The sequence below is a fragment of the Sphingobacterium athyrii genome, from assembly GCF_003071065.1.
Classification (GTDB): Bacteria; Bacteroidota; Bacteroidia; order Sphingobacteriales; family Sphingobacteriaceae; genus Sphingobacterium; species Sphingobacterium athyrii.
Window position 1 is genome coordinate 203,813 of record NZ_QCXX01000004.1, and the last position, 22,952, is coordinate 226,764.

Below are 22,952 nucleotides of genomic sequence, written 5' to 3' on the forward strand. Positions count from 1 at the left end.
GTAGGTTGATTGTTTTTAAAATAGCTGTAGTTGATTTTTCCCCGTTGTTTTTATTTGAAAGTAATTGACAGTTTGTAATGCTTTTAAGATATTTTCCAGTTGTTCGTTCTCGAATGTCGCTGAGTAGCGTTGGCTAGCGATTGCTTTATTTGTAATTTTGATCTCTACTCCATACATGCGCTCTAATTTCAGCGCGATATCAAGCAATCTTTCATCTTGAATTGTAATTCGATTTAATAACCATTCGGTTTCTAAAGCAGAACCATCCTTTTCAGATACAGAGAATGGTTGGATAGCTATAGCTGTAGGAGTTGCTACAGTTTTAAAATCTGTATCGGCGGATTCCTTAACAGATCCATCTAACTTTGTGATCACAAATTTTTCTTTGGGTTTTAGTATAAATTTCTGATCGTTGCTCCCTGTTTTCCAAATAGATACTTTACCACGCACCAAAGCTGTTTCGGCATTGTTTTCTTCAGCATAATCACGTACATTGAATGCAGTACCCAATACACTGATTTCCATTCTTGGTGTGTGAATTAGGAAAGGTTTGGAAGGATTTTTTGCGACATCAAAAAATGCTTCTCCTATTAAGGTAACTTCACGTGTATTCGAGTCCTTGAATGAAGTAGGGTAGATTATCTTGCTCGAGGCATTTAGTGTAATCTTTGTGCCATCCTCAAGCACAATTTGACGTTGTTGTCCATTGGTTAGCCTGATTTCTTGATTGTTGGGCGCTTTTATTTTGTATAAATATAGACTCGCAAAAGCGATGCACAAGAGGGCAGCAGCTGCGGCAATTTGAGCGAAACTGAATGTACGTTTCTTTTTAGGCGCTAGTTTGTTCATAATGCCACTATGAATACGTGTTTTCAGGGCTTCCTGTACCTCATCAGGAAGTGTTTTGAGTAAATTTGGCCGGGATGAGAATGAATCGAAAAAACGTTCTACAAGCTCTACTTCTTCCGAACTGGCTTCGCCGTTTAAGTATTTGTCAATGAGCTTTTCAAGCTCTTGGTTAGGGTATTGCATAGGATTAGTACAAGTTCACTTAAATAGTGTCCCTGAGTGAGGGAAATGTACTAGTCTAAATAGATTTTTATTTGTAAGTAGCTTATTTACAGGTGTAAAAAATCATAAGTAATGTCAAAAAGTGCTGGAGAACAAGTTTCTTTAGTTTTTGAATCGATGCACCGAGATGATTTTGGACGGTGTTTTGGGAAGTTTTCGTCAGCTCGCTGATTTCTTTTGTAGTGAGTCCATCCAGATATCTCATTTTAAAAATTTCTTGCCTTTTTTGCGGAAGATTAGATACCCATTGTTCGATAAGCGATTTTAGATCCTTTTCCCCATAGGTATTGCCATCCACAACTTCCTGACTTTGGTAGAGTTGCTTATTTTCAGCTATCAATACATTTCTGCGTTTGCTTTTTTTATACGTTTCGAAGACCTTGTATTTCATGCAGGTAAAAAGATAGGCCTCCACATTAAGGATTTCTCTTTTCGAACAGTGTTCCCAAAGGTCGATAAATACATCTTGAACAATCTCCTCACAGGAAGCTAGATCTTCGAGCCTTTTGTAGGATTCATCTAGCAGTACAGACCAATACCTATTATATAAAATATTGAAAGCCTCTAAATCGCCTTCTCGAAGCCTTGCTAATAGGCTTATGTTATTATGAGACGCATATTTATCGTTTTTCATGATGTGGTAGTGTGAAGCTGAGTTCCTTAGATTGGTAGTTTAAAGGAATGTAACTTTTTTCAATTATACAGATTTTATTAAATAAGGTCAAGGCCTGTTTATAATTTTTACTTAATATTAATTGATTGATATACATTTTTTTATCAATGTCAAGTGGAGATGGGCAACGGTTAGTAATAAATGCCAGAGAGGGCATCTCCATAAGTAAACATTGGATATGTTTATTTGGGTTTATTCATAATAAATTGGTTTCTAGTCTGTAATTATTCAAAATTAGGGTTAATTACATGAAAATGGAATTCACTTTTAATTTTTTGAATAAATTGTCAAATAACCATTTATTTATGTCAGCATACTGCGTTTTGTTTGGTTTTTTGATAAATCACAATAAATTTTCCGGTTTTTAATATTAAACACAATCAATGGCTTTTTTTTTAAAAATACTTGTTATTCTAAAAACAATGCTTACATTTGGATATTATTTATAATGAGTCTAAATAAATATGTATAGTATGTGTGATACCAAGATCCTAAGTCAACGCGGAGATACCCACATTAGTGTTTGCCATAAGTGCAGAACATATTATATCTGGCAGCAAAGTTTTGTACTGACATTTACGCAGAATAAGTTTTTCGATTTTCTGAACATTATTAAGAGTAATGGTGATGAGCTGTTCTTCAGTACATTCCCGGATGGGGAGTTTCGCTTGATTATGAAGACACCCTATCCTGATATCGTTTTCTCCTTTGATGAAGAACAATGGCAAAACTTTAGGGATGCTTTGCAGGAATCGTATTACATGAATGAAGTTTATGGCATGTTAAACAATTAAGATAAAAAGTCCTGTTGCTTCGCTTGTGTTTCATCTCTCTTTCCTTATGCGTTGCTAACAGGCACAAACAAAACCCTCAGTGATATCCGTATGAAAATATAGATAGCTGAGGGTTCTTCTTTATCGTGGAATATGTTATTCCCCAATCGCGTAGTATTTAAAATCGAGGTCTTCAAGTTGCTTCCGGTTCAGTAGTTTCCGCCCGTCAAATACAAAAGCCGGTTTCTTCATGTCATCCTTGATCTTTTTCCAATCATAGGTTTTGAATTCATCCCATTCGGTTAATACCGCGATGGCATGTGCATTGTCACATGCTTCATAAGGCGTATTGACTACTTTGACCAGCGCCCTGTTTTCTTCCGATGAACGGGTGTTCAGATAGTCCAGGTCAGCGTAAATACGTTCTGCGGAGACCTTAGGGTCGTATACCGTAATTTCGGCCTGCTCATTTAATAGATAGTCGGCCACATAGATTGCTGCTGATTCACGGGTATCATTGGTATCTTTTTTAAATGCCCAGCCCAAAAAAGCAATCTTTTTTCCCGATACAGTATTGTACAGCGTCTGGATGATATTGTCGGCAAAGCGGTGTTTTTGGTAATCATTCATTAAGATGACCTGATCCCAGTATTCGGCAACTTCCGTAAGCCCATAGCTGCGTGCGATATAAACAAGATTGAGAATATCTTTCTGGAAACAAGATCCTCCAAAGCCAACCGATGCTTTTAGGAATTTGGAACCGATACGCGTGTCCATGCCAATGGCTCTGGCCACTTCATCTACATTGGCGCCTGTTTTTTCACAAAGCGCCGATATCGAGTTGATCGAAGAGACCCGTTGCGCCAGAAAAGCGTTGGCGGTCAATTTAGAGAGCTCAGAAGACCATAAATTCGTGGTCAAGATTCTGCTGTGATCTACCCAATGAGCATAGATATCCACTAAAGCCGCAATTGCTTCTTCATGCTCACCGCCAATAAGCACACGATCCGGATTGATCAAATCTTGTATTGCCGTTCCTTCGGCCAAGAATTCAGGATTGGATAGAATATGGAAATTGACACCATTGCCCGTGTTATCAAGAATACTTTTTAATGCAGCAGCCGTGCGTACAGGTAGAGTAGATTTTTCAACGACAATTTTGTCGTCTTTGGCGACTGCTGCTATCTGACGCGCGCATAGCTCGATATATTTTAAATCCGCAGCCATTCCCTTTCCTTTTCCGTAATTCTTGGTCGGGGTATTGACCGAAATAAAAATCATATCAGCCTCATCAATAGCCTTGTTGATATCGGTTGAGAAAAACAGATTGCGACCTCTTGCTTCGGCAACGATTTCTTGTAGCCCAGGTTCATAAACGGGAAGGTTGTCCAGGTTTTCATCATTCCAGGCAGCGATACGCTCGGCATTCATATCGACAATGGTAATCTCAATGTGAGGACATTGCCTGGCAACTACCGACATCGTTGGTCCGCCTACATAACCCGCTCCTATACAGCATATTTTCTTGATAGTTTTACTCATTTTGATTATCTTAATCAGCTATAAATTGAACAACAAATGTAAAGAATTCGAAATTGTTTTTTGTCGATAAAAGTCAATATTTCACTGCAAAACTTTAAAAAGCAAATTTATCGGAGATACGGCCTGCTAATGGAACCTTCGTCCCGCCCGTCCGCAAGATCGTCGGGGCGGGACGAAGGTAGACAGCACGAAAAAGTCTCTTTTTCCGAGTTTAAATACACAGGAATCGGGGCGGCATAAATAATTGGATTGAGACTGAAATCTATCAGATTTATACTAATTTTACATTAAAAATAGGAGCAGGGTTTTGATAAAGCAAGAGGTTATTGATAAAGTACTGGAAACGGCACGGATAGAGGAAGTGGTGGGTGACTTCGTTGATTTAAAGAAACGTGGGACTTCCTTGATCGGAAACTGTCCATTTCACCACGAAAAGACACCTTCGTTTCACGTTTCTGTCTCAAAAGGTATTTACAAATGTTTCGGTTGCGGTGTCGGGGGCGATTCACTCAAGTTTGTCATGGAACTGGAGAAGTTTTCCTATCCCGAGGCGATCCGGTATCTGGCGGATAAATATTCCATTGAGATCGAAGAAGTTGAGCGTTCTCCCGCACAGTTAGCAGCACAGGATAAGCGCGAAAGTCTCTATGTCTTAAGCGCCTGGGCAGGTAAATTTTTTGTAGAACAGCTCTGGAAAAGTGAAATGGGGCAGGTCATCGGACTCAACTATTTCAAAGAACGGGGGTACCGTGAGGATATCATCAAGAAATTCGAACTCGGCTATTCGCCGGAAGAATGGACCGCACTGGTTGATAAAGCACAGGAAGCAGGGTTCCATCCGGATTATCTCGCAGCGAGTGGACTTGCCATTGAGCGTGATGATAAATCACTCTACGATCGCTTTAGGGGGCGTGTCATGTTCCCTATTCATAACTTGACCGGACGTATTATCGGGTTTGGTGGGCGTACGCTAAAGACCGATAAAAAGGTCGCCAAATATGTGAACTCTCCCGAAAGTGAGATCTACCATAAATCAGATGTGCTCTATGGCTTGAATTTTGCCAAAAAAGCAATCATGGAAGAGGACAACTGCTACCTTGTGGAAGGTTATGCGGATGTCCTGTCTGTACATCAGGCAGGTGTGGAAAATGTGGTTTCTTCTTCGGGAACTTCCCTGACGACGGGACAGATCAAATTGATCTCCAGGTTTACGAAAAATGTGACCATACTTTATGATGGCGACGAAGCCGGTATAAAGGCCTCCCTGCGTGGTACCGATATGTTATTGGAAGAAGGCCTGAATGTGAAGGTGTTACTCTTCCCGGACGGAAATGACCCAGATTCCTATGTGCAAAAGTTTGGAGCTACAGCCTTTAAAGACTATGTGAAATCCCACCAGCAGGATTTTATCTTCTATAAGACAAGTATTTTGCTTCGTGACGCCAATAACGATCCGATAAAGAGGGCCGAAGTCATACGTGATGTGGTGGAGAGCATTGCTTTGATTCCGGATGAGATTAAAGTCTCGGTTTTTATTCGGGAATGTAGCAGCTTGTTGGATATTGAGGAACGTATTTTGCTCGCTGAGCTGAATAAAATAAGGCTAAATAAGGCAAAGAAGGCTGACAAAGATGCCAGCCGTAAAGCACAGAGTAGCCCGGCAAATACTGGAATGCCCCCCTTCGGAATGGACGGGCCACCTCCCGATTTCTTTATGACGGACGATGAACGTGGGGGAGTGCCGGCCCTGGAGGCCATGTCGGAGCCCACGCAGCTGACAGCTGAGATCCTGCAGGAACGTGAAATCGTCCGCATCCTGATCAACTACGGTGACTATCTGGCGACCTGGGAAGGGGATGGCGACATTCCGGTTGCAGGCGTCTTATTAGGGAATATAGCCGACATCGAATTTAAAGATAAGGCCGCTGCATTTATTCTAAAAGCTTATCGGGATGCGGCTGAAAACTATGAAATCCCAGATGCAAAATTATTTTATTCCAATCCTGATGCCGCTGTTTCCGAACTGGCAATCAATTGCGTCGCAACAAAATATTCGCTCAGCGAAAACTGGAATGACGATAAACGTAAAATCTATGTAAGCCAGGAGTATGAACATCTTAAAAAATTGGTTGTTGAAGCCATCTACCGGATAAAAAAGCAAAAAATCGCAGCCCAAATGCACCATATTCGCGAAGAAATGAAGCAAGAACAGGATATCGCTAATTTGGAAGTACTTATCTTTAAGTACCAAAAGCTCAAAGAAGCGGAGCGCCTTTTGGGCGGATTTTTGGGCAACACCATCGTAAAGTAACCCCGATGATATGGCAAAACATCATGAGATAGGAATAAAGGGCGAACAATTGGCCATGGAATATCTGATCAACATGGGCTATAAAATAGTGTTAAGAAATTGGCGATTTAAGAATTTAGAGGTAGATTTGATCGTCATGGATGGGGATACACTGGTATTCGTGGAGGTGAAAACAAGGTCTGGGACAGATTTTGGTGAACCTTATGAATTTGTGGATACCCGCAAACAACGGCGACTGATTCGTGCTGCTCAGGCCTATATCTTGAAATATGCGTATGTAGGTGAAGTGAGGTTTGATGTCGTGGCTTTGACAAATGGTACGCATTCGGAGCTTACTTATATAAAAGATGCTTTTTGGGATAGTTGATCATAGTATTTAGGTATTGGATCGAGGCAAGAGACCCGCGCCTCATAAGCTCTCGGTTTACCGCATTTTTGGTTTCGAATCGGACTTTTTAAATCATAAAGATGAGACGATCATAATTTTTTTTAAACATATTGTTTTATGAAGATATGATCTTTTCATCGGTGCTAAAAAATAAATTATATAGATGAAAAAAATCACGTATTTTATTGCGATTGCAGTAGTTGCTTTTGCTTCCTGTAAGTCGAAAAAAGCTGCGTTGGAATTTGCATCTCCGGGTGCGAACCAAGCAGTATTGAAGGGTAGTCAAGTGCAATTAAAATTGAAATTTGACGCTATTTCCATGGACTCTGTCGCTTATTTTGTAGACGACAAACATGTGGGATCTTCAACTGATACGGTAGCCATTACCGTTGAGACCAAAGACATGGCCTACGGCACGCGGAATATTTCCGCAACAGTCTACAGTGGTGGCAAGTCCGATTCCGTCTCGAGTACCTTCTACGTGGTTCCGGCGAATGCTAAGAACTACGGATTCCAGGTTGTCAACAAATATCCGCATGATACCACGGCATTTACCCAAGGGCTTCAATTTGCCGATGGGGTATTATATGAATCAAATGGACGGTATGGGGAGTCAAACCTTAGAAAGGTAGATCTGACAACAGGAAAAGTACTGAAGGAAATCAAATTCGATGAAAAAACCTTTGCTGAGGGAATGACATTGGTGGGTAATAAGTTGTTTATGTTGACCTGGCAGCAGGGAGAAGGATACGTGTTTGATAAAAACTCATTTACAAAAGAAAGCTCGTTCAAATACGAAAATAGTAAAGAAGGTTGGGGAATTACTTATGATGGAAAACACCTGATCAAATCGGACGGATCAAACAAATTATTCTTTTTAGACGCAGTTACGGGTAAAGAGTTGAATGCTATTGGTGTATATGACGAGAATGGACCGGTAGATGAACTGAATGAATTGGAATATATTGACGGAAAAGTTTATGCAAATGTATACCAGAAAGATGTTATTGTAATCATCAATCCGGAGACAGGGGCAGTAGAGGAGCGTATTAACCTCGTCGGTATCTATGAGCATACTGCGGCCTATGATAATGAGCTTAACGGCATAGCTTATGACCATGCCAATAAACGCTTGTTTGTAACAGGTAAGCTATGGAATACCTTATACGAAATTAAAGCCATTGAAAAATAGCCTATCAGGGCATAATATATGTAAATAAAAGCCATGTCCCCGGATGTGGCTTTTTATTTTGCCGCTACCCCCCTATGATACCCGACGTTATCGAAGAAGCTTTATTTGAAGCCGAAGCGATGATCCTCTGCGCAGCGCATTCGACTAAAGGTAACCTCGCGGTAGTCATGAAGATTTCTATTGGATTCCTAACGTACGTGACTAGAAGTAAAATTGATTCGGACATCAGTTTGAGCCTTCGAAATACAGCATAAAAAAAGGGATGAAACTTTTAAGTTTCATCCCTTTTTCTTAGATTTTATGATTAATAAATCGGAGTAAACACCCAAGTATCGTCAAAACGAGTTGATCCGTTCAGACCAGTAGTTACATAGCCATTGCCACCTACTGCGAAACCAATAGCATCCTGACGTGCAGAACCTGCAAAGTTTCCATTGTCATTTGTCCAATAATCGCCGCCGACATTGTATTTCCATACACTGTTGATCACTGCGTTTTTGTATCCACCTACAACAAATGGAGTGCCATTGATGGCAAATGCTGCAGCGCTAGAACGCGTTAAATCATAAGTGTATGTGTCGTCAGCTCTGTTTAAGTCATTCAATTTAGTCCATTTGCTGCCATCAAATTTGTAGAAATCTTTTGGATAAGAACCATTTGAAATACCACCACCAACATAAGCTACATTACTTACAACAAAAGAGAAAGCAGATTTTCTTTTTGCAGAAAAAGGTGCATCATTGATCGCTTGCCATGTGTTTGCTGTAGGGTCGTATTTATAGAATTCATTTGTGTTGGTTGTTCCACCGTTCACGACAGTTTCACCTGTGCCCACATAAGCTGCTCCGTTCAATGTAAAAGCAACAGCATTGGATAAAGGGATCGGTAGGGGAGCAATAGGAGACCATGCACCTTTTCCATTATCAGCCGTAGGGTCAAATTTGTAGAAATCTTTTAAGTTGTTGGTCCCGTCATTTCCACCACCAATATAACCGATATTACCGATTGAAAAACCAATAGCACCGTTTCTCGCTACACCAGTAAAAGGAGCTTTCTCTGCCCACGTGTTGGATGCAGCATCGTATGCATAAGTATCTTGAACACGGAAAGGTTTACCTCCAGCATTACTTGCCAAACCTGTTGAAACATATGCTATATTGTTTATCAAAAAGCTTGCAGCAGATGAAGTTTGTGGCCCTTTAAATGCAGCTTTTTCAAACCATTCGTCTGATTTATCAGAATCGTTATCGTCGTCACTTTTTTTACAAGAAGAGAAAGTTGTAACTGTAAATACAAAAGCTAATAAAACGAGTAGCCAATTTTTCTTGTTCATAAATTATTAAAATTTAGTATAAAGGATGTTTAATTTAATTTTTGGATCATTCTCATTATCTCTTGCCAAAATTAATCTGTTTCCTGTAGAAAACAACCCCGATGTCGGTAAAGATAGATATAATGAAGTGTTTTTATATGCTGTAGTTTTAATTTTTGTCAAATATTCAATTAAATTGAAGGTATATTTCCCATTCGAACCGAAATCATCACCTCGTTGTAAAGGTGCTTGTTGAGTTTCAGTCCCATAGGGTGTGGTTACCAGATTGATGGGATTCCCATTATTACCGGCCACCATTAAGATGAGGCTACTAGGCTGTGCGAAATTTGTCGCTGCAGCATTTTCCACTTCGATGACCAGTTCAGCCTTATTTATTGACACCGAAGGATTATTTACTAATTCTAATAACGTAGGAAATTCCAACTTTGCTACAACACCCGTAGATCCCTCTAAAAATGTATAGCCATCCGTCTGCTGACTTGAAAGTTGTGGATTTGCCAGTGTTAACGGCGCAAATTTGGTCTGTGAACGGTCTGCCTCAATCTGATTATATTGGAAGGCTTTATTGTCAATTGAAAAGTACTGTTTCCCACTGGACTTTGTCCCTTCATTGTTTAAAAAAGAATAGTGGACTTGTAAATAGACCGTGTCTTTAAAGCCAATAAGTGTGCTATTGTTATTATCAGGCACAAGTGCCAAACCTTTGAAATATTCTTGAAAGCTTGTGTTATTCTGAATTCTGTTGTCGTTGTTTTTGATCATTGTAAACAGTTCATTGCCGATCGTATTGTTAAATCTAAAATGTAAAGAGTCAATAGATTTAACACGGGGTTTGAATGAAAGTTCCGCTAAAGCAGCGTTGTCAAAAGCAAATTTTTGTTTACTAAATATCGCTGCTGAAGTGACAAACACAGGACGTTCGTCAGCAGGTTTTGTCAGGTCGATCTGTGTTTGAGTAATGTCTTCAGTCACGCGATGGACCGAAATTTTTTGAATTTGGGTCGTATCACCGTAATAGTATTTGTTTAGAGGAACAACTAAGCTTACCGAATCCAACACTGCGTCATCAGGTATACTTGCACTGTTCACGGTGCCAATTCCCAGACGTAGATAAGATGTTGACTTTACACTTCCAGAGATCGCGTTGCTATTTTTCCCTACCAGCATCGTTCCTGTTGCAGATGTCGGAATATTGTCCAATTGATAGGTAGAAACTTTGGCTGAAACCGTATCAATCGGTACTACGCCAATCGTTTCATCTCTCGAATTATCCAAAGAAAGTGAAATGTCTTTATTACAACCGACAGCAACTGCCAGCGCAAAAAGTGGAAGTAAAAATTGTATACTACGTCTCTTAAAGTTTTTGATCATATTAATTTTTGAATAGTGCAAAAGTAATCAATGCTTACTGTTAATCAGTGTTATATTTTGTTAAATATGGTTAATTACCACAGCGATTGCAAATCTAGTAATTTAAATTTGTTTTCATTATGGGTAGTAGATTTAAATTACTGATCAGCTTGATCGTTTTAATAGGTACGGGTATTACCATTGTACTGGGGATCTGGCTTTATGGAAGTTATACTAACCGCCGTGATCTTTTTCTGTCCACTGCCGAACGTTCACTCTTCAACGCTGTACAGGAAGTGTATCAGGCGGAAAATGGAAATCAGCGGCTTGATGGCCCTGACAACGAACGAAATCGCCTGCTCAACGATGTGAAAAGTGAATTGCTACCCTTCATACCCGAAGCACAACTTGATCAGGCGCTACAAAAAATACGCAGCCGTCAGCCAAGAAAAGAACATACTTTTCGTAATGATCCGGATCGGAAGGTAAAGATGTATGCCAAAGATCGGGATAACCAAAATGCCATTATTCCCCCCTTTTTGTTCCGTGATTTTGAGATGAACAAATCCAATCTGGACCTGATAGACAACAAATTCAGGGAATCGCTAAGCAATAAGGGCATTTCAGTACCCTACGAATTGAGCATCGTCACTATCCCGCGCGAACAGGTAAAGGATGTACGTCGTGAATACCGGGAAAAAAACTTGGCCTGGACGAGACCGATGATGGTCAATCCCCTAAAAAGTGAATTCCTCGTGATCAAATTTCAGGAAGATTGGAAATACCTGCTTTATAGCCTAAGCTGGCAACTGTTGATTTCGTTGCTGCTGATCGGGCTTTTGTTGGGTACCTTTTTTTACCTGATGAAAACCATCCTTAACCAGAATAAAATGGCCGAGCTGCGAAAAAACTTTGTGGACAATATGACTCATGAACTGAAAACCCCGGTATCGACGGTGATGGCAGCAGTTGAAGCGATACAGCTATATGGTGTGCGTGAGGATAAGGAGAAGATGGACCGCTACCTGGATATTTCAAAAAGGGAACTTGAGCATCTTTCCGGTATGATTGAAAAAGTACTGCAGATGGACATCGATGCATCAAGAGGGATTGTCTTGCAACGGTCTGAGTTTGATCTTGTCGCGATGGTGGAAAGTGTTATTGAAGTGGCACAGCTCAATAAAACCAAAGCGGTCGAAGTAGAACTGTTTACCGATCCGAAGTCAATCCTGATCCGGGGGGATGAGTCTCATCTGAAAAATGTCATCAATAATTTATTGGAAAATGCCATTAAATATGCCGGACAACACGTAAAAGTCAAGGTGGACATCAAAGGTACTAAGGAACATGTACAGCTCCGTATTACGGATAATGGTAAGGGCATAGCGCCCGAATACCATCAGCAGATTTTCGATATGTTTTTCAGGGTGCCTGCAGGTAATTTACATGACGTGAAAGGCTTTGGTTTGGGACTTGCTTACGTCAAACAGGTTGTGAAGCGTCACGAAGGTAAGATCAGTGTTGAAAGTGAATTGGGTAAGGGAAGCACTTTTACGATCCGATTACCATATTAGCGTAAACTATGCTATCTTCGATAGGACGATAGCGTAGCAAAAAAATTATTGAACGATAGCATTATGATTGATATTTTATACGTAGAAGATGAGCCGAGCCTGGCCATGATTGTGGCGGACAGTTTGGAAGCGAATGGTTTCCGTGTCGTACATTGTAGTAACGGCGATGAGGCTTTAGCTTCTTTTAATAATGCTAGACCAGATATTATGGTGGTCGATGTAATGATGCCTGTCATGGATGGCTTTACCTTGGCCACAAGAATCCGGGAGATGGACACTTTGCTTCCCATTATCTTCTTGACAGCCAAAGTACAGACCGAAGATGTGGTACGGGGATTTCGTCTCGGGGGCGATGACTATGTCAAAAAACCTTTTAAAATTGAGGAGTTGATCGTCCGAATAGAATCGTTGTTAAAGAATAATCCGAAGATGCTGTTTGGACAAAAACTAATGATCGGGGATTATACGCTGGACAGCCTGAAGCACCAGCTGATCTATCAGGGAGAAGCGCTAAAGCTGTCTTTTCGTGAAAGTGAACTCCTCCGTAAACTGTACGAACAAAAAGATAAGGTGATCCCCAGAGAAGAGATTATGCGGGCTTATTGGAGCCATGATAAGTACTTCACGGGGCGTAGCCTGGACGTGTTTATTAGCCGTATCCGAAAATATTTAAGCCAGGATCCAAGAATCAAAATTACCAATGTCCGTGGTGTCGGATATATGCTGACAGTAGATTGAAAATAGTGTTCCACGTGGAGATTTTTAATCCTTTCGCTGCCGGTTTGCCTTTCCGCCCATACCCCTTATATGATACGTAAAGCTTAAGATTGCATAACGGGTAATGGCATTGGATTCTGATACGCGGACCCAAAGGTCATTGACCTGTTGATTGATGTTTTTATTATCGTTGAAAATATCGAAAACAGTCAGATTGATCTCGGCATTTCTCCTTTTGAATAATTTCTTGCCAACAGAAACATTCCACAGCAAACTTGTCGTGCTCGGTGCGTTGAGGATGCTGCCGTTGTATAGGTAATTGAAAGTCGAATTTAAGGTCCAGCTTTTCAACAATGTCAACGCAATGGAATTGCCAACGGTGTGTTTATAAACGGAATAGTTGGATTTTTCCGTTGCAGAGTTTTTTGAATAGGATAAATTTCCGTTGTAATCCAGTCCAATGACGACATCTTTGCTGAAAGCCGTATTCACCCCGACACGTTGATTTATACCGTATGTTTTTGCATTTACCTTCTGCAGATTTAACAATGTATAATTCTGATTGAAATATACATTGTTATTGAGGTTGATATTCAGTTTTAATGGTTCAATACGATAGCCGAAACTATTATGCCACCTCAGGTTGTATACCCCGTCAAAGTTTTCAGGTCTGATATACTGGCCTCCCGGTCCGAGTATGACATCCTCAGCGATGGCAAATGCGGAATCTGTCGTGAAGATGGTCGTTGAAATCTTATTCTGAATAAAATCTGCCGTAAAATCTGATGTAAAGCTTCTACCCGAAGCTTTGTTGACAGACCTAAACTGCATGACCAGGTTATGGTCATATTCCTGCTTCAGGTTAGGGTTGCCCGAACTGATACGCAATGGATTTTGGTTATCAATAAAATCTTGCAGCTGTTCAATAGCCGGTGTATTGGTTTTGGCATTATAGCGTACCTCTATACGGGTTTCTTTGTCGAAATTGTACTGAAAATTTAAGTTGGGCAACAGGCTGTTAAAATGGCTCTTTGTTTTCAATATGTTCGGAAATAGTTTGTCGTTTACTTGATTTGCTGTCTGATAGTCCAGCCCAATTTGAAAACGTAGGCTATCTTTTTTATTGAATAAATAAGAAAGCCCGGCGCTGTGGTACACAAAGTCATTGCGGAATTCATTTGACAGGCGATTTTTTAATTCACCTAACTGTTCGGTTTCCGCAAGGAATTCGTAGGTTTTTCGGTCAGAATACCGTGCTGTATTACGGAAAGTATAGTTTCCCTGCACACGGGCGTATTTGCTTAACATTTCGGTATAGGCAATTTTTGTGCGAAAGCCGTTGTTGTCACCATTTGAATAATTTCGGTTGTCTACAGTATCAATACGTTGAGGCAAGCCATCCCGATAATAAGAGTTGAGGGCATAATTGGCCGCATGGCTTTTGTTTGTGCTGAAAGAACCATTGAAATTGACGCTGACTGTACGGCCGGGTTTGTTCAGTCTACGCATATAAGTCAGGTCACCGCCCCAGTTAAAGTTCTCACCGAAGCTTTTATTGTTGCGATTTGATCTATTGAGCGTGTCCTGCAAATTTAACAGTGTATTGCCGATGGAACCACCAAGCCTATCGTTGCTCTGGTAGGAGAAATTAGGCTGTATATCCAACTTTTGGATAGAATCTATTTTCCAGTTTGCGCGCAGGGAAAGGGCATGATTGTTTGTGTAGGTACTGCCGAACTGCTGCTGATTGTTGATTTGATTGGCCCTGTTGCCTGCGGTATATTCTGTTTTGCTTTGGCTGACCGTATTATTGTCCGTATAGTTGTAGGTGTAATTGGCATTGAAATCCATCCGGTCTTCCAAAAAGCGGTCGAGATAATTAAATCCGGCATTGAACCGTGTTGTGACCCCCTGCCCGGTACGGCCGCGCGTATTGCCACGGGGCGCAAAACCATTGGGTTGGTTGACGTTATTGGTGTTGATGTCTATGGAGTACTGACGCTTTGGATTCATTTTGGTCACTTGGGTATTCACCGCGTATTTGTTGTCCGGACCGGCTCCGCCGCTGATCTTGCCAAAGTAGGATTTCCTTTTGTCCGGCTTGGTCACAATATTGATCACTTTCATCCGTTTGCCGTCGTCAAATCCGCTGAATTTCGCCTGCTCGGTCTTGTCATCAATGAGCTGAACTTTGGCAATGACGTCGGCCGGTAAGTTTTTTAGCGCAACTTTTGGATCAGTGCTGAAGAATTCACGGCCATCAATAATAATCTTACTTACGGCTTCTCCCTGCGCTTTGACATTACCGTCTTCATCAATTTCTACACCCGGTATCTGTTTTACCAGCTCGTCGGCATCCGCAAAATCAGGAGTAACATATTTTTTTGCATCAAACTCCAGGGTATCGCCCCGCACCTGTATGCTCGTCGGCGAGATGCTGATTTCGTCCAGTACAATTTCCGAACCATTGAGCTTAAAATTAATGTCCACGGTTTTGCCCGTTAATTTAATTTTTCGGATGTCTGCCGTATAGCCCATTGGCTGTACCGAAACAAGATAATCCCCATTGGGAAGAGCCGTGCTGATAAACTTGCCCAAAATATCGGTAGGTGTCTGCAGTTTGCTGGAATCCTTTAGTGCGATGATGGTAACGCTGGCACCTGAAATAGGTTTGGAATTGTTGTTGTCCGTGAGTTTACCGGATATATACTGCTGGGCAAGGACATTCGTCTTTAATAGCAGTAAGCTAAGCGAAAGGATAACAATGGTCCAGGTCTTGATTTTCATTGGTTGAGGATGTCTGCGTCTTTTAATGCGCTGTTATTGGTCGTAAATTTTTATTTGTCAAATTTATGCGACTATTTGATACGAATTACTATCATTTTAGTTACAATAATCCTAACTGAACGGAAAGATTAGATATATTTGCAGTAGAATTAAAAATCAACTGAACGACATAGGATATGAAAGAGAGTGTTTTGAGTAGAAAAGAGCGTATTATGAAAGAAGCGTTGTTGCTTTTTTCAGAACAAGGCTATACCAATACCTCCACAAAAATAATAGCGCAGAACGCTGGGGTTTCTGAGGCTTTGATATTCAAACATTTTGGTAATAAAGACGCGCTGTTGGTTTATTTGATTAAATCAGGTTACCGTAAAGTCCTCACGCATCACCGTGGGATGATGACTTACCGTGAACCAAAAGAGTTTCTTCGGACGATGATCAATCTACCCAACAAATTGGTTACCGCCGAACCCCTGTTCTGGAAGTTACAGGAGCGCCTGTCGCACCATCCCTTTTCCAAACAGCAGCACGAACAGTTCATGAAACCCGTGCAACCTATTATTCATCGTGCATTTCAAGATCTGAACTATGAAAATCCAGACCTTGAAACTCAATTTCTATTGTTGATTATCGACAAGCTGTGGAAAAAGGAAGCAATCGGTGAATTGGAAAATGTGATGGAACTGACGCTTTTTCTGGAGAAAAAGTATAATTTGATTTAGTATCCACTATTGAGTAATTGAAACCCGGCATCACATCTCACTTGGTTAGCACATTATTATTCCATTGTTGCCCGTAAAATGCGTCTTTATGCGTTTTTATATATAATTGTTGCAAAAACAATTTCATATTATCCAAAATAATAGCGTTATTAGTGATCTATTTAAGACATTATACAAACTAATTTATGTTCAAAAAATTCAGTCTGGGCCTATTGGCATTGGCCGGTGCGCTCTCCATTGCGAAAGCACAGGACAAGAAAGATTTTGTAAAATACATCAATTCCCAGCACGATTGGGTGGATGCCGTATTTAATACACTGACGCCAAAGGAGAAAGTAGCGCAGTTGTTCCTCGTGCGGGCACATACCAATCTTGGTCAGAAATATATTGATTCCGTGGCACAGGTTGTTCAGGATGAGCAACTGGGGGGGCTTGTTGTTTTTCAGGGCGGTCCCGTGCGCCACGTGGACATGTTCAATCGTTACCAATCCCTTTCTAAAGTGCCCTTGTTGGTCACATTTGATGGCGAATGGGGGCTGGGTATGCGGATGCCGGATTCTACCTTATCTTTCCCTTACCAGATGACGCTTGGTGCCGTGCAGGACAATCAATTGATCTACCGCATGGGACGTGAGGTTGCACAGGACTTTCATCGCATCGGTATGCATTTTAATTTTGCTCCGGATGTGGACATCAATAACAACCCTAAAAATCCGGTCATCGGGATTCGCTCTTTCGGCGATAATAAATATAATGTCACCCAAAAAGCAAAAGCCTATATGGACGGTATGGTGGATGGTGGTATATTGGCCTCCATCAAACACTTCCCGGGACATGGTGATACTGATGTAGATTCACACTACGACCTCCCTCAGCTCCCTTTTGATAAAAAGAGACTGGATACACTTGAAATGTATCCCTTCAAAGAGCTTATTAAAGCAGGTGCTCCGGCCGTTATGGTTGCCCATATGAATATCCCGATCCTGGATGACACACCAAATATGCCATCTTCCATTTCTAAAAAAGTCGTCACCGACCTATTGCGGAACGAACTAGGCTTTAAAGGCTTGACCGTCACTGATGCCATGGATATGAAAGGTGTCAAAAAGTTCTTTCCGAACGGTGAGGCTGATGTACAGGCCATCATTGCCGGACATGACCTACTTGAGGTTTCCGAAAATAGTAAACGGGCCATTGATCTTATTCTTAAGGCGATCGAAGAAGGCCGTATCTCGCAGGCGGATATTGATGCGCGCGTGAAAAGGGTGTTGGCAGCCAAACTATGGTTGGGATTGGACAAATATCAGGCTACCCCGCAGCAGAATCTGTATGCCGATTTACACCGCGCATCTGCAGTACAGTTGATCGACGAACTGTCCAGGGCTGCCATTACGGCGCTCAACTCGACAGAGAAATTGAAATCCTTTAAAAAAGAACTGCCTACAGCAATTATCAATATCGGTATTTCTACCAATCAAACCTTCCAAGATCAACTTGCAGCTGCGCTGACCAACGAAACGCAATATTTTGTGCCGGACAGCTTGAGTAAAGATGACAAGAAACGTCTTATAAAAGAGATCAAGAAAAACAAACAATTCATTATTGCAGTACACGATACGCGACTACGTCCCCGCCCAACCATGCAGCTGAATGAAAATGTGCAGGACCTGATGAAGAAGTTTTCGAAAAAATCCATTTTGACGCTATTTACAAACGTATATGCCTTGGATGGTGTCGAAGCATCGAAGAAAGCGAAGACAATTTTATTGGCTTACCAAAATGATGCTTTTATGCAGAAGGCTGCTGCCGAAACACTGTTGGGACAGAATACCCCAAAGGGAAAGCTGCCCGTTACCATCAACAAAAAATTCAAATACGGACAGGGCAAATAGCATTGCTTTAAAATCATACTAAAATAAAAGAACCCTCCTGAATCGCTGAGCCAACAACAGCTGCGCAATTCGGGAGGGTTCCTTTTTTACTCCACTTCAGTTCAGAGCCTATCGCTCTACCTGTCCCTAAGTCTCTTCATTTGCCTCCCTGCTATCCGAAGGACGGCTCTCATTTTTCATCCGGTCTATCGCTGTGACGACATACTTATACTGTTGATGCTGTTTGATGTCGTCATCTGTGTACTGCAGTTTATCGGCATCATAGGTGATAAAAATAATTTTTCCAGGATCCTTGATATTGATGCGTTCACCTACCGCAAAGCGATAAACAACATAACCATAGGCAGATTCACCATCGCTAGCGGCATCTGGTTTCTGCCAAAAAAGCGTATTCATTTTCCCGTTACCGGATGGTTTTACCAGTAAGCCGAAAGGAGCATTTGGTGGAATGCTATCCAACCAGGGCATTGTTGGGGGAAGAGCAGGTGTACGATACAGGTCATTGCGCATAGAGTCTTGCAGTCCAACCAAATTGTCTGTGAGGGATTTGGAACTGAAATATATACTTCCCTCGACATCATGTTCTTCGCGCAGGTGACGTACCTGTCGGGGAATCTGGCTTTTGTCAGTCCACCCGATCTTATTTTCAGTTACCCTGTAAGCACCGTGCCCGACATAAAAATGCCGCCCATAGGTATGCCGTTGCCACCAGGATACCAATATTTCATAAGCCGCGGCACGATTTTTAAAAGGAAAGTAGATCTGCGGATTGATGTAGTCGATCCAGCCTTCCTGCATCCATTTTACACCGTCCGCATACAGCTCCCGGTAAGCACTTAGTCCACGGGTTTCCGAGCCCATGCTATTGTTGTCCTTATTGTCCCATACACCACATGGACTGATGCCATATTTGACATAAGGCTTTATTCTTTTGATCGCGATACCAAGGTCGCGCACAAGCATGTTCACATTATTGCGTCGCCAGTCTTCAATATTTTTAATCCCGTTATTGTATTGGGCAAAGGTCAGCTGATCCGGTACGGATGTATTGCGACTGTCCGGATAAGGATAAAAATAGTCGTCAAAATGGATGCCGTCAACATCATAATTTTTAACAACGTCCATGATGACATCAATAATATATTTGCGGACATCCGGTAGTCCCGGGTTGAAAAGCTTTTTCCCGGCATATGTAAAGAACCATTCGGGACGACGTTTGGTGATATGGTCATCAGCGAAATGTGCAGGATTCAATGTTGTCGAAGCACGGTAAGGATTGAACCAGGCATGTAATTCCATTCCTCTTTTGTGTGCTTCCTCAATTGCAAATTGTAACGGATCATAGAACGGGGTCGGGGCCTGCCCTTGTTTTCCGGTTAAATATCGGCTCCAGGGCTCCCTGCTTTTTGCATAAAAGGCGTCTGCCGCAGGCCGTACCTGCAGGATGATCGCATTTAAGCCAGCGCTTCGGTGCTGGTCCAGCAGGTCGATAAATTCCTGCTTTTGCAATGCTACATTGTTACTCGCTTTGACAGAAGGCCAGTCTATGTTACCGATGGTAGCTACCCATACACCGCGAAACTCCCGTTTAGGTAGCTGTTGGGAATATGTTCTGATCGAAAATAAACAGATAAAAAAGGCAAAAAAAGAATATAAATATGTTTTTCCCGTCATGCTATAAATTGTAGCCAACAAAGATAGGGAAGCATTTCTTACTTTTTCGCTAAAAAATGTAAGATGTTTGTTGGATACTTGTTAAAAGAATGTCAGCTTGGTTTTCAAAATGATAATAATGCAAATACAGGTAACATTGTACGGTTATTTGTGCTAATTTAGATGCGGTTTTCACAAAAGCTATGAAAAATGAGCTAACCGCAACAATTGAGATTATGAGCAAAGAACAAATATCCGTTTTTGATATGTTTAAGATTGGTATCGGACCATCCAGTTCGCATACTTTGGGGCCTTGGCGTGCCGCCCAACAATTTACCCATGTCCTGCAGGCAAAGGGTGTATTGAATGAGGTGGAGCAGGTCAAGATTTTGCTTTATGGATCTTTGGCCAAAACCGGTGCCGGCCACGGTACGGATATTGCTGTTCTGCTAGGCTTGAGTGGAGACGACCCCGTTACCTTCGATGTTGACCGTGTGACACCAAAGGTGGCCCATATCAAAAGCGTAGGCCAGCTGGAAGTGGCCGGTAAACGTACCGTTCCGTTCTCCTATCAGGAGGATCTTCTTTTCCTGTACACCGAGAGTTTGCCCTTCCATCCAAATGCCGTTACATTTCAGGCCTTTCTGTCAAGTGGTAAGGCCATTACCGAGACCTATTATTCCATAGGGGGCGGTTTTGTCGTGCAGGAAAATGATACCGAGAGTGTTCTGTCCGAAGTAGATCTTCCCTTTCCGGTAGATACCGCGCAGGAACTGCTGCACTGGACGATGAAAACAGGGCTTAAAATATCGGAACTTGTTTTGGAAAATGAATGCGCTTGGCGTGAGGAAAATGAAACAGTCGCTGGTGTACTGAATATTTATAAGACGATCTATGAATGTATCTACCGGGGCTGTCACACTGGAGGGACGCTACCGGGAGGCTTGAACGTAGAGCGCCGGGCGGCGAAACTAAATAAAAAATTGATGCAGGGCCGGAGCTATCAGGATTATGAATCATGGGTGATGGCGATTCGTGAAGGCGGACAGAATTTTCAATATATCCTGGATTGGGTGAGTTGTTTTGCCCTTGCCGTCAATGAAGAAAATGCCTCTTTCGGCCGTGTGGTTACAGCTCCTACCAATGGTGCTTCAGGTGTTATACCGGCCGTTTTGCAGTATTTTATTACCTTCCATGATGGCATGCGGGAAAATAAAATCGTTCAGTTTATTCTAACCGCTTCGGAGATCGGATCCATCTTTAAAAAGAATGCGACAATTTCGGCGGCCATGGGTGGCTGTCAAGCAGAGATTGGCGTATCCTCAGCCATGGCTGCCGGTGCTTTAACCGAGGTATTGGGTGGATCACAACGTCAGGTACTGATGGCGGCAGAAATTGCGATGGAGCACCACCTCGGATTGACCTGTGATCCGATCGGCGGGCTGGTACAGATCCCCTGTATCGAGCGGAATACCATGGGCGCGATAAAAGCTATTACTGCGGCTCAGCTGGCGCTGCAATCTAATCCTGATAAGGCCAAAGTAAGCTTGGATACCGTTGTTAAAACCATGTGGGAAACAGCTTTGGATATGAATGCCAAATACAAAGAAACGGCAGACGGGGGGCTGGCGGTAAATATTCCATTGAGTTTGCCAGAATGTTAAGGTCTTACTGCGTGTTTTTGTTTTTCGTATCTTTGACGCAGTTGAACAAAAATACGCTCATAAATTAGTATACGCGAATGAAATACTGTGCGATAGCCTCCGGTAGTAATGGAAACTGTTATTATATAGCCAAAGATGATTCGGCCATCTTGATCGATGCCGGTATCAACAGCAAGCATATTCACCTCCGGATGTATAATCTGGGTATTATTCCTACCCAGGTCAAAGCAATTTTCATCACACACGAGCATTCAGATCATATTCGCGGATTATCTGTTTTCGCCAAAAAGTACAATTTACCCGTATATATCACCAGAGGGAGCTATGACGGATCCCGCCTGCATTTACCTTCCCAGCTGGTTCATATCATCGCGCCAAATGAGGAAGTTGAAATCGGTGGACTTAAGGTTTATGGAATTCCCAAATACCATGATGCAAAAGAACCCTGTAGTTTCCTTGTTTCGGATGGTGTTCATAATATTGGTGTATTGACGGATATTGGAAGACCCTGCGAAAACGTACAGCAAGTGATTCAGCATTCAGATATCCTCCTGTTGGAATCCAATTATGATGAGGATATGCTACGTACGGGGCGATATTCCTATTTTTTGAAAAATAGGATCAGCAGCGGATGGGGGCACCTCTCCAATCGTGTTGCCGTCGAACTGTTTAACCAATATAGGACAGATCGCCTCAAACATTTAATTTTAACACACCTCTCCGGTGAAAATAATACGGTCGACCTTGTTCATGCAACATTCGAGCCCCATTGTGAGCATATCAAGCTTCATGTGGCTACGCGCTATCAGGAAACAGAATTATTTGATATTGCCCATATCAACAGTGCAGAGGCCGCCCTTTCTTAACCTCCCTAATGCCGGGCATTAGACAAAACCCCCGCTACTCTTCTCACAATACCGATGTGTATAAATGGACTTGCCATCTGTCTGTAAGGCTGAATGACAAGCGCAGGACAGGATGTGTTGCTTTTTTGTGGTTTTAGTGGGCCAGGTCGGTGATACCTCGGAGGGAAAATCCAATACGATCTGCGAAAAATGTAAAATATCCTTGATATCCAAAGAATTCCTTTTATATTTGCTCTGTTTTTAATCAGTCTAAATAGCTTTAGAGCTATGATCAGGTTGATTACGGGGCAAATACCATGTAATAGACGGCAATCTATTACATGGCAAAAATCTACAGACAGCGGCAACTGTCTGTAGATGGCTGGAGCAGTTAACTGCTTCAGTTGCTTCCGATAAAGGACAAGGAAGGACTTGAAAGATAGCGAATTTTAATGATTTTATTCGTTT

Annotated in this window: 18 protein-coding genes; 11 read left to right on the forward strand and 7 right to left on the reverse strand. The window is 41.9% G+C overall.

Annotated features, from left to right (window positions below; genetic code table 11):
• Positions 1-15: 15 nt before the first annotated feature.
• Positions 16-1,032 (reverse strand): FecR family protein, encoded by a 1,017-nt coding sequence (locus DCO56_RS15585; protein ID WP_108634699.1) that lies wholly within the window; start codon positions 1,030-1,032, stop codon positions 16-18.
• 82 nt (positions 1,033-1,114) lie between these two features.
• A complete protein-coding gene (locus DCO56_RS15590) occupies positions 1,115-1,705 on the reverse strand; it encodes an RNA polymerase sigma factor (protein ID WP_108634700.1) in 591 nt (196 codons plus the stop codon).
• A gap of 512 nt (positions 1,706-2,217) precedes the next feature.
• Between DCO56_RS15590 and DCO56_RS15595 the strand changes: the two genes are divergently transcribed.
• Positions 2,218-2,538, forward strand: coding sequence for a hypothetical protein (locus DCO56_RS15595; RefSeq protein ID WP_104383616.1), 321 nt, complete (start codon positions 2,218-2,220; stop codon positions 2,536-2,538).
• A 135-nt stretch (positions 2,539-2,673) separates the two neighbouring features.
• On the opposite strand, the gene DCO56_RS15600 is transcribed toward DCO56_RS15595, so the two are convergent.
• Complete coding sequence (locus DCO56_RS15600; RefSeq protein WP_108634701.1) at positions 2,674-4,059, reverse strand: nucleotide sugar dehydrogenase; 1,386 nt, start codon at positions 4,057-4,059, stop codon at positions 2,674-2,676.
• 307 nt (positions 4,060-4,366) lie between these two features.
• On the opposite strand from DCO56_RS15600, the gene dnaG reads away from it, so the two are divergent.
• From dnaG to DCO56_RS15620, 4 genes are all read left to right on the forward strand, one after another.
• On the forward strand, positions 4,367-6,370 hold the full coding sequence (gene dnaG, locus DCO56_RS15605) for a DNA primase (protein ID WP_108634702.1): 2,004 nt from the start codon (positions 4,367-4,369) through the stop codon (positions 6,368-6,370).
• A 10-nt stretch (positions 6,371-6,380) separates the two neighbouring features.
• The gene (locus DCO56_RS15610) at positions 6,381-6,737 is read left to right on the forward strand and encodes a YraN family protein (protein ID WP_108634703.1); all 357 of its coding nucleotides are present in this window, start codon (positions 6,381-6,383) and stop codon (positions 6,735-6,737) included.
• A gap of 184 nt (positions 6,738-6,921) precedes the next feature.
• Positions 6,922-7,950, forward strand: coding sequence for a glutaminyl-peptide cyclotransferase (locus tag DCO56_RS15615; RefSeq protein WP_108634704.1), 1,029 nt, complete (start codon positions 6,922-6,924; stop codon positions 7,948-7,950).
• 74 nt (positions 7,951-8,024) lie between these two features.
• Positions 8,025-8,204 carry a hypothetical protein gene (locus DCO56_RS15620; protein ID WP_108634705.1) on the forward strand — a complete coding sequence of 60 codons (180 nt, stop codon included), beginning with the start codon at positions 8,025-8,027 and terminating at the stop codon, positions 8,202-8,204.
• A gap of 50 nt (positions 8,205-8,254) precedes the next feature.
• Here DCO56_RS15620 and DCO56_RS15625 read toward each other — a convergent pair whose 3' ends face one another.
• Both DCO56_RS15625 and DCO56_RS15630 read right to left on the reverse strand, forming a co-directional pair.
• A complete protein-coding gene (locus DCO56_RS15625; RefSeq protein ID WP_108634706.1) occupies positions 8,255-9,283 on the reverse strand; it encodes a Kelch repeat-containing protein in 1,029 nt (342 codons plus the stop codon).
• A gap of 6 nt (positions 9,284-9,289) precedes the next feature.
• A complete protein-coding gene (locus DCO56_RS15630) occupies positions 9,290-10,654 on the reverse strand; it encodes a DUF4270 family protein (protein WP_108634707.1) in 1,365 nt (454 codons plus the stop codon).
• Positions 10,655-10,773: 119 nt separating this feature from the next.
• On the opposite strand from DCO56_RS15630, the gene DCO56_RS15635 reads away from it, so the two are divergent.
• Together DCO56_RS15635 and DCO56_RS15640 are read left to right on the forward strand one after the other, a co-directional pair.
• Complete coding sequence (locus DCO56_RS15635) at positions 10,774-12,207, forward strand: sensor histidine kinase (RefSeq protein ID WP_108634708.1); 1,434 nt, start codon at positions 10,774-10,776, stop codon at positions 12,205-12,207.
• Between the two features lie 63 nt (positions 12,208-12,270).
• A complete protein-coding gene (locus DCO56_RS15640) occupies positions 12,271-12,945 on the forward strand; it encodes a response regulator transcription factor (protein ID WP_108634709.1) in 675 nt (224 codons plus the stop codon).
• Between the two features lie 24 nt (positions 12,946-12,969).
• Here DCO56_RS15640 and DCO56_RS15645 read toward each other — a convergent pair whose 3' ends face one another.
• The gene (locus DCO56_RS15645) at positions 12,970-15,711 is read right to left on the reverse strand and encodes a TonB-dependent receptor (RefSeq protein WP_108634710.1); all 2,742 of its coding nucleotides are present in this window, start codon (positions 15,709-15,711) and stop codon (positions 12,970-12,972) included.
• 176 nt (positions 15,712-15,887) lie between these two features.
• Between DCO56_RS15645 and DCO56_RS15650 the strand changes: the two genes are divergently transcribed.
• Together DCO56_RS15650 and DCO56_RS15655 are read left to right on the forward strand one after the other, a co-directional pair.
• Positions 15,888-16,430: a TetR/AcrR family transcriptional regulator gene (locus DCO56_RS15650; protein ID WP_108634711.1), complete on the forward strand. Its 543-nt coding sequence runs from the start codon at positions 15,888-15,890 to the stop codon at positions 16,428-16,430.
• Positions 16,431-16,615: 185 nt separating this feature from the next.
• Positions 16,616-18,322, forward strand: coding sequence for a glycoside hydrolase family 3 protein (locus DCO56_RS15655; RefSeq protein ID WP_108634712.1), 1,707 nt, complete (start codon positions 16,616-16,618; stop codon positions 18,320-18,322).
• Between the two features lie 126 nt (positions 18,323-18,448).
• Here DCO56_RS15655 and DCO56_RS15660 read toward each other — a convergent pair whose 3' ends face one another.
• The gene (locus tag DCO56_RS15660; RefSeq protein ID WP_108634713.1) at positions 18,449-19,996 is read right to left on the reverse strand and encodes a glycoside hydrolase family 10-like protein; all 1,548 of its coding nucleotides are present in this window, start codon (positions 19,994-19,996) and stop codon (positions 18,449-18,451) included.
• Between the two features lie 215 nt (positions 19,997-20,211).
• Between DCO56_RS15660 and DCO56_RS15665 the strand changes: the two genes are divergently transcribed.
• Together DCO56_RS15665 and DCO56_RS15670 are read left to right on the forward strand one after the other, a co-directional pair.
• A complete protein-coding gene (locus DCO56_RS15665) occupies positions 20,212-21,639 on the forward strand; it encodes an L-serine ammonia-lyase (protein ID WP_108635106.1) in 1,428 nt (475 codons plus the stop codon).
• 77 nt (positions 21,640-21,716) lie between these two features.
• Positions 21,717-22,505 carry an MBL fold metallo-hydrolase gene (locus tag DCO56_RS15670; protein WP_108634714.1) on the forward strand — a complete coding sequence of 263 codons (789 nt, stop codon included), beginning with the start codon at positions 21,717-21,719 and terminating at the stop codon, positions 22,503-22,505.
• Positions 22,506-22,952 lie beyond the last annotated feature (447 nt).